We start from the raw sequence: 12,792 nt of genomic DNA on the forward strand, positions 1-12,792 counted from the left end.
TGGAGCTGTGGTGTAGAGGCCTAACATGCCTGCCTGTCACGCAGGAGACCGCGGGTTCGAATCCCGTCAGCTCCGCCATTTCTTTATAACTTAGCAAGTAAGGCTCGGTAGCTCAGTCGGTAGAGCAGAGGACTGAAAATCCTCGTGTCGGCGGTTCGATTCCGTCCCGAGCCACCATTAGGATTTATAACGTGGAGGATTAGCGAAGTGGCCAAACGCGGGAGACTGTAAATCTCTTCCTTCGGGTTCGGTGGTTCGAATCCATCATCCTCCACCAGTTCCTTAACAGGAGCCATTAGCTCAGTTGGTAGAGCACCTGACTTTTAATCAGGGTGTCGAAGGTTCGAGTCCTTCATGGCTCACCAGTTTTTATTACTAATTAACCAGACAAGAGGCGATGCCTCTTTTTTTTGTTGTATGGAGATGTCTACACGGATTTTCTTACTTGAAAAGGGCCGACGCATTTCATCATGCGTCGGCCCTTTTATTATCGCCACGTACTATTTATTAAACGCCGCTCTCATACGCAATTCTGCATCGAGCTCCTTTACCGTCTCTTGAAGACGTCCTTGCAGCTCGGCGCCGAGCTCGAATTTGGTTTCGATTGAGCCGTCTTGAATGCGTGTCACCAGTTCGTCTGTCGCATAGACGCCACGAACGAAATGTCTTGCTCCCATGGAAGACAGGACCGGTTTTAATGAATAATCGATGCTCAATAAGTGAGCAAGCGTTCCGCCGATGAAGAGAGGGGCAACAAGTTTGCCTTCCAGCCCTTTCTGCGGGAGCAGGTCAATATAAGCTTTCAATACGCCAGTGTAGGAGGCTTTGTATACTGGGCTGGCAATGATGACGGCATCCGCCTCTTCGACGATCCGGTTGGCCTCTACGATAGAGGCGCTGCCGAATCTGGCATGGACAAGATCATCAGCAGGCAGAGATACTACGGTTATCGTATTAGTCGTGTGACCAAGGGATTCTATTTCCTTACGGGCGTAATCGATGATGCCGTTGAGACGGGAAGTTGCATTGGGACTACCGGAAATGATTGCGATTGTGGACATAGACCAGTTCTCCTTCGTGACTGGGGCTTATAGTGCCCCCAGGAATCGTTTGGCAGTAGAGTATCATGAATCGGGAGTAGGGTCAAACGGATGCTAATTAATATTCATCGCAGGGTTATGGTACAATGATAAAAAAGCGTCTATTCATGGAGAGTGGAGATTAAGTAATGAGCAAGACAGACTGGTTGATGCCGCTGCAGCACATTCTGAATAGCCCTATTCAATTGAAAACGAGAACGGTCCAGGAATGGGAAACGTTCGTACAAGAAGCCGATGCCAAGTGGCAGCCCGATAAGAGCGAAGCACTTGCCCCCGGTACAAGAATCGAAAAGGCAGAGTCGTCGACCTGGTTTATTGCAGGAAGGCAGAAACAGGAGCTGTCCGTGCTTGAAATCGCGGACACTTCGTTGACGACGAAGGAAAAGGATCTGATCAGTTGGACGCTTTACATGACGGTGCGCAACCTGCCCGCGAAGCCGAATGCTAACATTAGCGATTCGGAACGGTTCGCTGAGCGGTTAAGCGAATGGCTCCAGCAGCAGCTGGACTCCGATGAACCGGCTTATTCCTTGCCCGATCATCTCACAGTGGGCAGCCGATTGTATTACGACATGATTCCTTTCCTTCTAATAACGGAGCAGACAACGACCACGAAGGCGGCGGCTTACACCGAGCTTGAGAAACTTCTCAAGTCGTTTCTGTCGGAGGATATTCTGCTTATTCCGCTCAAGAGTCAGGAATGGTTGATCTGGGGACCGATGGCATTGCTCAGAGATGAGGATGCCGAACCTTATGATGCGACAGAAGAGGAATCGATGGAGGATAGTCTTGCTTCCATAACGTCCGGTCTGCATGAGATGTTGGCAAGCGAGTGGCTGGGCGAGTGTCATCTGGCCGTCGGACTTCCAGTAACACCGTCCAAAGGAATGGTAGAGGTGACGATGCTGCTGCGCGAAACGATCAATCTCGGACGGAAATTCCATGTGGGGACGAATATTCATCTTCCATGGATGCTGCAGCTCGAAAGGCTGTTGAACACGATTCCGGAGAGCTATCGCGCGAAGTACCTGGAGCAATCGCTGAAGCGTGCCGATCTATTTGTGGAGCCGGAGATGCTGGCTACGCTGGAGACGTTTTTCTCATTGGATTGCAATGTCAGCGAGACGGCGAAGAGGCTTTATATTCACCGGAACACGCTTTTATATCGGCTGGACAAGCTCAAGCAGGAGACGGGGCTTGATGTTCGGCAGTTTAGAGATGCCGTGCTTGTTAAGATCATTTTGCTATTGTACAAAGTTACGAAAAGGAATTAGTTTTTTTGTAAAGTATGTGCATAGTCATCTGCCCGTCTGTGGGATAAGATAGATGCATATCGAAATTCTTTTCTTAGGGGGAAATTGATCATGGCAGGCGTACGCTTAGAAGGCATTTACAAAAAATATCCGGGTTCCGATAAAGCATCTGTAACCGACGTAAATCTTGATATCAAGGACAAAGAATTCTTGGTATTGGTAGGACCATCCGGTTGCGGTAAATCGACGACGCTTCGTATGATCGCAGGTCTTGAAGAAATCTCGGAAGGTAAATTGTTCATCGGCGACCGTCTCGTGAACGACGTTGCTCCTAAAGATCGCGACATCGCGATGGTATTCCAATCCTACGCCTTGTACCCGCATATGAACGTGTACCAAAATATGGCGTTCGGTCTGAAACTTCGTAAATTCAAAAAAGCAGACATCGACAAACGCGTTCGTGAAGCTGCTAAAATTCTTGATATCGAGCATTTGCTCGACCGTAAACCAAAAGCTCTCTCCGGCGGTCAACGTCAGCGTGTTGCCTTGGGCCGCGCAATCGTTCGTGAACCGCAAGTATTCTTGATGGATGAGCCGCTCTCCAACTTGGACGCCAAACTTCGTGGCCAAATGCGCGCGGAGATCAGCAAGCTGACTAAACGTCTGGAAACAACAACGATTTACGTAACGCATGACCAGATCGAAGCCATGACAATGGGCGATCGCATCGTCGTTATGAAAGACGGCTTCATTCAACAAACGGCTTCCCCAGAGGAACTGTACAATCATCCGGTTAACATCTTCGTTGCAGGTTTCATCGGAGCTCCTTCCATGAACTTCGTGACGGGCTCGTTGAGCGAGCAAGGCGGCGCAGTTAAGTTCAAAGCTTCCGGCGTAGACGTGGTTGTACCAGAAGGCAAAGCAGCAACGCTTCGTTCCAAAGGCTACATCGGCAAAGAAGTCATCCTCGGTATTCGTCCTGAGGACATCCACGAAGAGCCTGTGTTCCTGGAAGCTTCCCCTGGCACGATCGTAAACGCGAACGTAGAGGTAGCCGAGAACCTTGGTCACGAAATGTATCTGTACCTGAACGGTATCGGCAACGACACGGTAATCGCTCGTGTAGACGGCCGTTCCGCAATCCGTGATGGTGCAAGCGTAAAGCTGGCCCTGGACATGAACAAAGTTCACCTTTTCGACAAAGAGTCCGAACTGAACATCTTCGAAAGCTAATTCTAATCCCCCTTATAATAGAGAACCTTAGGCATAAGCCTGAGGTTCTTTTATTTTTTCGGAGGGGAAAACCGTTTGCTTTCCTAAAGAGTCTAATAATTAACGGGAAAGAGACGAGACAGGTTGTCGAGGAGGGATGTCGTGCAAGAGAATGAGGATTCAAAGCATGTCCAAGGGCTGAAGAATTGGAGCCAAGAAACGCTGCTGGCACGAATTCAGTCGGAAAAGGACAAAATGTACGGCATTGCTTTTGCTTACTTGCGTAATGAGGATGACGCGCTGGAAGCCATACAGGAAACGGTGTGCCGCGTTTGGAGCAAAAGAAAAAGCTTGAAAGACAGTAGATATTTCACAACTTGGATGATTCGAATTTTAATAAACGTCTGTATGGACGAAAGGAAAAAAAGAAAGCGGGAAATGCCTTCGGATTCGACATTAAAAGATGTTGCAGGCCCTGGTCAAGAATCGATCGAACGTCTCGGTATAGAGGAGCAGTTGGCAAAGCTGCTTCCCCATTACAAAATGGTGATTGTATTAAAGTATTACAGGGACATGACCATTACGCAAATCGCAGAAATGATGGAGAAGCCGGATGGGACAATACGTACATGGCTTCACAAAGCACTGAAGCAATTAAGAGCGGAAATCGGCGAAAGGGAGGGGGGGATTCGGCATGAGCGATTGGCTGAAGAAGGATAAAGCGTCGGAAGAGGAAAAGTGCTCGGATGATACTGGAATCGATGAAAGGGATATAGAACAAGCAGATCGAGAGGTGGTTGCCGTCTTATTAAAAGATGCGGATCTGGTGAGACAGAGCATTCAATTAAGCGAGGAGTCTTTGTTAACTTCGAAGCTGCATCAAGTATTGGCAGCTGGAATGGAACAAGGGCGCAAGAGAAGTGCACGGCAGCGCGGCAAGCGAATGAGCCTTCAGCTAAGCGCCGCAGTCCTTGCGATGTTGTTTGTATTAACGGCTTTTGTACGAATCTCTCCTGGCTTCGCGGCTATTGTCAAAGATATACCCGGTTTCGCCGGATTTGTGGAGTTGGTAAGCTACGATGGTTCCTTGCAATCGGCGATCGACAACGAATACATTCAGGTCGTGGGCAAGTCCGACGAACGGAATGGATATACATTTACGGTGAACGGCGTTATAGCGGATGCACAGCGGGTTGTGTTGTTGTATACGGCTGAAGGGCCGGGGATTAGTGAGGAGGATACACCGTCTCTGTCCTATGAGCTCAAAAATGAGAACGGCGGGAATGTGGTGGCCTCAATCGGCTCTGCTCATTATTTTCGGGAAAAGGATAATAAGGACAGTGTTGTACAGGATTATCTGGATATTATGATGGCGCCTGGCGAACCCGTGCCGCACGAAATACAGTTTAAGCTGGAGTTAGGCGGCGAATGGCTGGAGGTGCAGGTTCCGATCGACCATAGCCGATTCGATGAGATGACCGAAGTCATTGACTTGAATCAGACGATCGAGGTTGAGGGGCAGCGGATCGAGATCAAGAAAGCCGTTATAACGCCGCTGCAGGTGTCGATTACGTTTGAAAGTGCATCCGGGAATGAGAAAAGGCTGAACGACTTTATCGATCTGGAGCTTGTGGATGAACGAGGTCGAAGCTATCAGACGAAATCGGGAATGGGGGATCTCGACACGAAGATCGTCCGTCATTTCCAAAGCTCGTACTTCCAGAAGCCGGAGACTTTAACGTTGAAGGCGAAAGGATTGCTGATGTCCGATCGCGGAATGAAGGTTGTAATCGATACGGAGCAAGGAAAGCTGCTAGAGGCGCCTGATGGACGGTTGAAGCTTGGCGAGGCAAGGCAGTCAGGTGAAGCGATAGATCTGTCGTTTGAATTGTCGCAGGCGGATGATCCACAGACGGTTATGAGAGATATTCTTTTATTTGGTTTTAACGGCGTTGTGCGAGATGCCGAAGGAACTGCCTATTCGATCACACGAGGAACAAGCTATGGCACCAACGGTATGACTGTTTCACGGTTCGGAGCAGGTGACAGGCATCGAGTAACCTATTATTATAATATCCCGAACGAAGAGTATGTTCAGCCTTTGACTATCGAGATCGAACAATATCTCGGTCATGCTTTTAAGGAAATTGCGATTCCCATCAAATAAGAAGATGACGCCACGCGGCGGAAACGTTGCGTTTGGCGTCTTTTTGCATTACGATGAAGACATTGGAAATACACATACATAACGCCCTATCACATAGCTGCTTTAAGAAGGAGGCCGAACCATTGGCTAAGAAAGTGAAAGTATCCGAGCTGGTTCGCCATTTCCAGATGGAAATATTGGCGGGCGAAGACGGTTTGAAGCGCAACATTACAGTGGATGATCTGTATCGGCCAGGGCTTGAGATGGCCGGCTACTTCCATTATCATCCCGTGGAGCGCGTGCAACTGCTTGGCAAGACTGAAATTTCGTTCCTTAGCATGCTCGACAGCGAGGAACGCAAGAACAGAATGATTCGGTTATGTAATGAAGAGACGCCATGTATTATTCTGACCAGGGGATTGGATGCGCCGCAGGAGCTGATTGACCAGTCCAATGAAACGAATATCCCCGTGCTGCGCAGCAATATCGCCACGACGATTCTGACAAGCCGCATTACGGATTTCCTTGAGCGCAAACTTGCTCCGACAGCCACGATTCATGGCGTTTTGGTAGATGTGTATGGCGTAGGCATGCTGATTACCGGCGGCAGCGGAATCGGCAAGAGCGAGACGGCGCTTGAGCTGGTGAAACGCAGCCATCGCCTTGTCGCGGATGATGCGGTCGAGATCCGACAAACTTCGGACGGTCAGCTGCATGGATCAGCGCCTGAGCTCATTAGACATTTGTTAGAGATTCGTGGTCTTGGCATTATTAACGTCATGACGTTGTTCGGAGCGGGTGCCGTTCGTTCGCAGAAGCGGATTGGGCTGGTAATCAAGCTGGAAAACTGGCAACAGGACAAACAATACGATAGGCTGGGGTTGGACGAGGAGACGACACGGATTATCGACACCGACGTAACTTTAGTGACGATACCGGTTCGTCCGGGGCGTAACCTTGCCGTTATTATCGAGGTGGCAGCCATGAACTTCCGACTGAAACGGATGGGCTACAACGCCGCGCTGCAATTCACGAACAAGCTGACAGAGACAATCGCCGACGACATGGACGACTATGATTGATTGAAGGAGGGCGCTGGCGCTTCCCCAACGGGACCGTCAGCGCTTTCGGAAAGGCAAGGCGGCAACTCAATTCACTAAAGGTAGAAAAGGGGAAATTGAAAACGATGAGCATGCTTGCGATTGATCCTGTCGTATTCACACTCGGGCCGCTGTCGGTTCGCTGGTACGGCATTATTTTGGGACTAGCTGCATTGGCGGGGCTTCTGCTCGCGGTGCGCGAGGGCAAACGGTTCGGCATCAAGCCGGATTTCTTTATGGACTTGCTGTTGATTGGCGCTCCGTCGGCTATAATTGCAGCGAGAATTTATTATGTGGCGTTTATGTGGGAAGATTATAAGGATAACCCGCTCGATATTTTCAAAATTTGGGAGGGCGGCATCGCTATTTACGGCGCGATTATCGGCGCCTTTATTTGCGGCATTATTTACTCCAGGTACAAGGGCTACAGCTTCTGGCGCATCGTTGATATTTGCGTACCGGCTCTGTTAATTGGCCAGATGATCGGCCGCTGGGGCAACTTTATGAACCAAGAAGCTTACGGCGGACCGGTCAGCGAAGAATTTCTGCGCAACACGCTGCACATTCCTTCCTTCATCGTAAACCATATGTTCATTGTGGATTCCGCTATTCCGGAAGGCGCATTCCGCCATCCCGCATTTTTGTACGAATCGCTATGGAGTTTGGTGGGACTGGGTATTCTGTTCATCCTGCGCCGTCAGAAGTTCCTGCGGGCCGGCGAGCTTATGGCCGCTTACTTTATCTGGTATTCCATCGGCCGTTTCTTTATTGAAGCGCTTCGCATAGACAGTCTGGCATTTATCGGACCGAAGTGGGTCGCAGACTTCATTAATGCACTATGGACGCCAATGACTGGAGTGTTCGATCAGGGGTATCTGGATCCGGCTTACGGCAATATTAGAATTTCGCAAATGTTGGCGCTGCTGTTGATCGTCGCTGCGATCGCCTTCATTATTATTAGACGTGCAACGGGCAATGCAACTGTCAGATACCTTGATCCGATCGTCACGACCAAGCCTGAACGCAACGGTCTGATCGAAGGTGCTGGCGCTGATTCCGATAACAACGAAATCGCTGCTAAGAAAGACAAGTCGAGTGTAGTAGCCGAGCAGGCTGACCAGCAAGATGATTCAGAGAGCCCCATTATAACACCGGACGATACCCGCAAAGATAGTTAACAGACAGCAGGAGGTAAACAAAGCATGGAGGTAAGGAACGATATTCGCACGATGCTGTTCGATCTGGACGGTACGATATTGGATACGAACGAATTGATTATTACTTCGTTTCTGGAGGCGCTCAAGGGATCTGTGCCCGAAGGGTTCTGCCGGGACCATATTATACCGAGCATGGGGGCGCCGCTGGTCGATCAGATGAGGCGTTTCTCCGGACTAGAGGATGTCAATCATCTCGTGGATGCCTATCGCGAAGTTAATCTTAGGCTGCATGACGATTACGTGAAGCCGTTCGAAGCCGTGAAGGAAGTACTCGAGAGGCTTAAGGCGAATGGCGTCAAGCTGGGTGTCGTGACGACAAAGATGAGACTGACAACGGAGCGGGGACTTAAGTTCGTCGGCATCCATTCTTACATGGACGTCGTTATCACGATCGATGATGTTGCGAATGCAAAGCCGCATCCCGAGCCGGTGCTCAAAGCATTGGAGTTGCTCGGAGCCGATCCGGCGACAACGTTGATGCTAGGAGACAGCACGGTTGACATGGGGGCGGCTTCGGCGGCCGGTGTTCTTCCGGTTGGTGTGGCATGGTCGATGAAAGGCGGTCAAATTCTGCGCGATGCCGGAGCCGCTTATGTCATCGACGACATGCGGGAGCTGTACGCCTTCGCCGGATTGGAGCGGGAGATCCTTGCGGAACGTTGATCGGCATTCCGTGGACGGCCCTAACGCGCTGTGGCAGGTATATAAGACGGTCAGCCGCGCGAAAGCCGTCCGTAATTTCATCGCGATCCAGTTGGCTCGTTATTGCCCTGAATTATCGTGGAAAAATTGGATTTACCGCAAGGTGCTCGGGATGAAGGTAGGCGAGCATACCGCCTTCGCGCTCATGGTGATGGTGGATGTATTTTTTCCCGAACGGATTTCAGTCGGACGCAACTCGATTATCGGCTACAACACGACGATATTGACTCATGAATATCTCATCAACGAATACCGGATCGGAGACGTCGTCATTGGCGATCACGTCATGATCGGAGCGAATTGCACCATTTTGCCCGGCGTGAAAATCGGCGATCATGCGATTGTGTCCGCCGGTACGCTTGTACATAAGGACGTACCCGCATCCGCCTTCGTAGGAGGCAATCCGATGCGCCTCATCGAATCAAAACCATCGTCAGCCAGCAACATGGCTGGAGATGGCGAAAGCTAGACGTCCAGCAGGCTGCGCCGATTTCCGTTCGGGAGTGGGAGCAGCCAGATGGGACGTCTATTTTTTGCGTGGTTAGCTTGACGAGAGGCCGATGTGCATGCTAAGATCGATTGAAATTCTTTATTTTATTAGCAAGGTACCATATTAGCGATTTAACGCACTAAAGTGATTGGGATGATTGATTGAGATAAATGCGAGAAAACCTTTAAAGAAGCTCCTCAAAGACAATACAGCAAACCGAAGGAGACCCGGATATGTCTAAGCCAAAAATGTTCGAAAAGCCAATCGGTGTCAAGGATTATTTGCCAGATGCAGTCAAAAAGCTGCGTCATATCGAGCGCGAGGCGCTCGCATGCATGGAGAAGTGGGGCTACGAACAAATCATGACTCCAACGATGGAGTTCTATGACACGGTTGGTGTTGCAAGCTCTACATCCGATCAGAAACTATATAAGTTGCTTAACAATAGAGGCACGACGCTGGTGCTGAGATCCGAGATGACCGCGCCGATCGCCCGCGTTGTATCGTCGCTTCTCAAGGAGTCCAGTTTCCCGCTGCGGCTGTCTTATCATTCCAATGTATTCCGTTCCATCGAGGAAGAAGCCGGCAGGGAGGCGGAGTTTTTCCAGACGGGCGTGGAGCTCGTCGGCGATTCGTCGGCGGAGGCGGACGCCGAGGTGGTCGCGCTGGCGATTGCGTCGCTGAAGGCTCAGGGCGTGGATCGCTTCAAGATTGCAATCGGCCATGTAGGTTTCCTCAATGGCTTGCTCGGCGAAGCGCTGCAGAACCGCAAGGAGGAGCAGGAACTGCTGAAGGCTTGCTTGCTTGGCCGAGATCATGTCGGGTACCGCGAGCAGCTTGGCAAGCTGTCGCTGGAGGAACCGGTTCGCCGCGAACTGGAAAGTATTCTAAGATTGCGCGGCGGAGCCGAAATTTGCGAACAGGCGATGCAACTGCATGGAGGAGAGACCGCCAAGGACGCGATCAATCATCTATGCGAGACATGGGAAGTGCTCAAGGCGTACGACGTATGCGATCATGTTCTGATCGATCTGACAATGATCGGCGACTTCTCTTATTACACGGGCATGACGTTCGAGGGCTATGCGGCGGATCTTGGATTCCCTGTCGTTAGCGGAGGGCGCTACGACAATCTGTTATCGCAGTTCGGCCGGCCGGCGCCGGCGACAGGCTTCGCGCTTAAGACTACGCGTATCCTGGAGCTGCTGGGAGCAGAGGATAATGTTGCCGAAGAGCGTACGCTGATCGTATACAACACGGCAGGGCGCAAGGAAGCGTTGGCGGAAGCCCAGCGGCTTCGCGGTCAGGGAGCAGCTGTCGTGACGGAGCGGGCAGAGAGTCTGGATCGCGAGTTGACTGACGTAGTCGCGGTCAAACAAGCCGAGGTTATGGGGGATGCGGACAACGGCACAGGGGCAGCGGCATTTTCGTACAAGGGCTTGCGGTATAGCGAGCTTGGCGTGTTCCTTGGCGTAGAAGGAGGCGGCGTATAGTGAGTAAGGAAATATTAAAGGTCGCGATGCCTAAGGGGCGGATCTATAAGCAGGCATCCAAGCTGTTTCGAGAAGCGGGTTTGCCGATTCCGAGCGATTTTGACGATACGCGTAAGCTGATCATCGAGCTGCCGGAAGCGAATATGGAGTTCATTATGGCGAAGCCGGTCGATGTGCCGACTTACGTGGAATACGGCGTGGCGGATATCGGCATTGTTGGCAAGGACGTGCTGATGGAGGAGAACAAGGACGTCTACGAGCTGCTGGATCTCGGTATCGCGAAGTGCCGCATGTCCGTCATTGGTCTGCCGGACTGGAAGCCGACGATTCATCCGCGCGTGGCGACGAAGTATCCCAACGTGGCATCGGCGTACTTCCGCGAGCAAGGTCAGCAGGTGGAGGTTATTAAGCTGAACGGCTCCATCGAGCTGGCGCCGTTGATCGGGCTGGCCGACCGAATCGTTGATATGGTGGAGACGGGGCAGACGCTCAAGGAGAACGGCCTTGTCGAGATGGAATCCATCTTCGGCATTACGAGCCGACTGATCGCGAACCGCGTCAGCTACCGGATGAAGAACGACAGCATCCAAAGCTTATGCGACAAGCTTCATGAGGTGATTTCGGCTAAAGTTTAGGGCGGCACAGGCGAGTGGTGGAGACAAAGATAGATGGAGGGAGCGGAAGCGGGATGCGAATAATGCGCGCCGAGCAATTCGGATTGAAACGCGAGGTGGAATACGGAACGCCCGAGCAGAATGCCAGCGCCTTGAAGATCGTCGGAGACGTGAAGGCGGAGGGCGATGCTGCGCTGCTGCGGTACTCCGAGCAGTTCGACGGCGTGAAGATGGTAGCGGAAGAGCTTCGTGTGACGCGAGAGGAAATCGAAGCGGCATACAGCGATGTAGACGAGAGGTTCCTGACGGCGATTCGCGAGGCTGCCGTTAATATTAGGACGTTCCACGAGAAGCAAAAACGAAATTCGTGGATGGACTTATCATCGGACGGTACCATGCTGGGGCAGATTATGCGGCCGCTGAAGCGTGTAGGCGTCTATGTGCCCGGCGGCAAGGCGGCGTACCCTTCGTCCGTGCTGATGAACGTCATTCCGGCGCAGGTGGCCGGCGTGCCGGAGATCGTCATGGTGACGCCTCCTGCAACGGGCGGCAAAGCGGGTATCGACCCGTATATACTCGTCGCTGCCGCTGAGGCGGGCGTGCGGGAGATGTACCGGGTCGGAGGCGCTCAAGCCATCGCTGCGCTTGCGTATGGCACGGAGAGCATCGCCCCGGTCGACAAGATTACGGGACCGGGCAATATTTACGTAGCGCTGGCGAAGCGGGCGGTGTTCGGCGCTGTCGATATCGACAGCATCGCCGGACCAAGCGAGATCGTCGTGCTCGCCGACGAGACTGCCGATGCGGCCTATATCGCGGCGGACCTGTTGTCGCAGGCGGAGCATGACGAGATGGCCTCGGCCGTGCTCGTAACGCCGTCCGAGGCGTTGGGGAAGGCCGTGGCCGCCGAGGTAGAATGCCAGCTGGCGACGCTGCCGCGCGCGGAGATCGCGCGGGCTTCCATCGACAGCTACGGAGCGGTGCTGCTGGTGGACTCCATCGATGAGGGCATCGCGGTCGTAAACCAGCTCGCGCCGGAGCATCTGGAAGTGCTGACGGCCGACCCGATGAAGCTGCTGGGTCACATCGAGAACGCGGGGGCGATTTTCTTGGGTCCTTATAGCTCGGAGCCGGTGGGGGATTATTTTGCGGGTCCGAACCACATTATTCCGACGAACGGTACGGCGAGATTTTCGTCTCCGGTGAACGTAGACGACTTTATGAAGAAGTCGAGTCTGATCTACTATAGCAAGGAAGCGTTGCTCGCGAATGGCGACAAAATTATGACGCTCGCGCGCCACGAAGGGCTGGAAGGCCATGCCCGAGCGATCGAGATCCGTTTGGAGAAGGAAGGCGGGTCGGGCGCATAGGACAGCCCGACTGGAGAGGCGCTATGTCGTCGGGACCGACTTAAATGCCCGCAATGGTGCGTGCGAGGGGAGTTAAGTCGTCGGGACCGATTTAA

At 52.2% G+C, this 12,792-nt stretch carries 12 protein-coding genes and 4 tRNA genes; 15 read left to right on the top strand and 1 reads right to left on the bottom strand.

Annotated features, from left to right (window positions below):
- Position 1 precedes the first annotated feature (1 nt).
- The 4 genes from B1748_RS30455 (at position 2) to B1748_RS30470 (ending at position 365) form a co-directional block, all read left to right on the top strand.
- Positions 2–78 (top strand) — tRNA-Asp (locus B1748_RS30455).
- Positions 79–101: 23 nt separating this feature from the next.
- A tRNA-Phe gene (locus B1748_RS30460) sits at positions 102–177 on the top strand.
- Positions 178–193: 16 nt separating this feature from the next.
- Positions 194–277, top strand: a tRNA-Tyr gene (locus tag B1748_RS30465).
- Between the two features lie 12 nt (positions 278–289).
- Positions 290–365: transfer RNA gene (locus B1748_RS30470), tRNA-Lys, on the top strand.
- Positions 366–500: 135 nt separating this feature from the next.
- Here the strand turns inward: B1748_RS30470 and ssuE are convergent.
- The gene (ssuE, locus tag B1748_RS30475) at positions 501–1,061 is read right to left on the bottom strand and encodes an NADPH-dependent FMN reductase (RefSeq protein ID WP_087571736.1); all 561 of its coding nucleotides are present in this window, start codon (positions 1,059–1,061) and stop codon (positions 501–503) included.
- Positions 1,062–1,228: 167 nt separating this feature from the next.
- On the opposite strand from ssuE, the gene B1748_RS30480 reads away from it, so the two are divergent.
- From B1748_RS30480 to hisD, 11 genes are all read left to right on the top strand, one after another.
- The gene (locus tag B1748_RS30480) at positions 1,229–2,374 is read left to right on the top strand and encodes a PucR family transcriptional regulator (RefSeq protein WP_087571737.1); all 1,146 of its coding nucleotides are present in this window, start codon (positions 1,229–1,231) and stop codon (positions 2,372–2,374) included.
- A gap of 90 nt (positions 2,375–2,464) precedes the next feature.
- The gene (locus B1748_RS30485; protein WP_087571738.1) at positions 2,465–3,586 is read left to right on the top strand and encodes an ABC transporter ATP-binding protein; all 1,122 of its coding nucleotides are present in this window, start codon (positions 2,465–2,467) and stop codon (positions 3,584–3,586) included.
- 141 nt (positions 3,587–3,727) lie between these two features.
- Positions 3,728–4,285: a sigma-70 family RNA polymerase sigma factor gene (locus B1748_RS30490; RefSeq protein WP_087571739.1), complete on the top strand. Its 558-nt coding sequence runs from the start codon at positions 3,728–3,730 to the stop codon at positions 4,283–4,285.
- Positions 4,260–5,732 (top strand): DUF4179 domain-containing protein, encoded by a 1,473-nt coding sequence (locus B1748_RS30495; RefSeq protein ID WP_087571740.1) that lies wholly within the window; start codon positions 4,260–4,262, stop codon positions 5,730–5,732. The genes B1748_RS30490 and B1748_RS30495 overlap by 26 nt, the downstream gene beginning before the upstream one ends.
- Positions 5,733–5,854: 122 nt before the next feature.
- Complete coding sequence (gene hprK / locus B1748_RS30500; protein WP_087571741.1) at positions 5,855–6,793, top strand: HPr(Ser) kinase/phosphatase; 939 nt, start codon at positions 5,855–5,857, stop codon at positions 6,791–6,793.
- Positions 6,794–6,897: 104 nt separating this feature from the next.
- Positions 6,898–7,989 carry a prolipoprotein diacylglyceryl transferase gene (gene lgt, locus B1748_RS30505; protein ID WP_087571742.1) on the top strand — a complete coding sequence of 364 codons (1,092 nt, stop codon included), beginning with the start codon at positions 6,898–6,900 and terminating at the stop codon, positions 7,987–7,989.
- 24 nt (positions 7,990–8,013) lie between these two features.
- Positions 8,014–8,691, top strand: a complete 678-nt coding sequence (gene ppaX / locus B1748_RS30510) for a pyrophosphatase PpaX (RefSeq protein ID WP_087571743.1) — start codon at positions 8,014–8,016, stop codon at positions 8,689–8,691.
- The gene (locus B1748_RS30515; protein ID WP_087571744.1) at positions 8,678–9,199 is read left to right on the top strand and encodes an acyltransferase; all 522 of its coding nucleotides are present in this window, start codon (positions 8,678–8,680) and stop codon (positions 9,197–9,199) included. Before ppaX ends, B1748_RS30515 begins: the two co-directional genes overlap by 14 nt.
- Before the next feature lie 254 nt (positions 9,200–9,453).
- Positions 9,454–10,713 (top strand): ATP phosphoribosyltransferase regulatory subunit, encoded by a 1,260-nt coding sequence (locus tag B1748_RS30520; RefSeq protein WP_087571745.1) that lies wholly within the window; start codon positions 9,454–9,456, stop codon positions 10,711–10,713.
- 26 nt (positions 10,714–10,739) lie between these two features.
- Positions 10,740–11,348: an ATP phosphoribosyltransferase gene (hisG, locus tag B1748_RS30525; protein ID WP_218781675.1), complete on the top strand. Its 609-nt coding sequence runs from the start codon at positions 10,740–10,742 to the stop codon at positions 11,346–11,348.
- A 53-nt stretch (positions 11,349–11,401) separates the two neighbouring features.
- A complete protein-coding gene (gene hisD / locus B1748_RS30530) occupies positions 11,402–12,697 on the top strand; it encodes a histidinol dehydrogenase (protein ID WP_087571747.1) in 1,296 nt (431 codons plus the stop codon).
- The last annotated feature ends 95 nt before the right edge of the window (positions 12,698–12,792 follow it).

The organism is Paenibacillus sp. MY03 (genome assembly GCF_002165585.1).
Taxonomy (GTDB): domain Bacteria; phylum Bacillota; class Bacilli; order Paenibacillales; family Paenibacillaceae; genus Pristimantibacillus; species Pristimantibacillus agaridevorans.

Excerpts from the sequence above, each read along its gene's own strand:
- hisD (WP_087571747.1), top strand. The coding sequence starts at position 11,402 with ATGCGAATAATGCGCGCCGAGCAATTCGGATTGAAACGCGAGGTGGAA.
- B1748_RS30485 (WP_087571738.1), top strand. The coding sequence starts at position 2,465 with ATGGCAGGCGTACGCTTAGAAGGCATTTACAAAAAATATCCGGGTTCC.
- hisG (WP_218781675.1), top strand. The coding sequence starts at position 10,740 with ATGCCTAAGGGGCGGATCTATAAGCAGGCATCCAAGCTGTTTCGAGAA.
- ppaX (WP_087571743.1), top strand. The coding sequence starts at position 8,014 with ATGGAGGTAAGGAACGATATTCGCACGATGCTGTTCGATCTGGACGGT.
- B1748_RS30480 (WP_087571737.1), top strand. The coding sequence starts at position 1,229 with ATGAGCAAGACAGACTGGTTGATGCCGCTGCAGCACATTCTGAATAGC.
- ssuE (WP_087571736.1), bottom strand. The coding sequence starts at position 1,061 with ATGTCCACAATCGCAATCATTTCCGGTAGTCCCAATGCAACTTCCCGT.
- B1748_RS30495 (WP_087571740.1), top strand. The coding sequence starts at position 4,260 with ATGAGCGATTGGCTGAAGAAGGATAAAGCGTCGGAAGAGGAAAAGTGC.
- lgt (WP_087571742.1), top strand. The coding sequence starts at position 6,898 with ATGAGCATGCTTGCGATTGATCCTGTCGTATTCACACTCGGGCCGCTG.
- B1748_RS30520 (WP_087571745.1), top strand. The coding sequence starts at position 9,454 with ATGTCTAAGCCAAAAATGTTCGAAAAGCCAATCGGTGTCAAGGATTAT.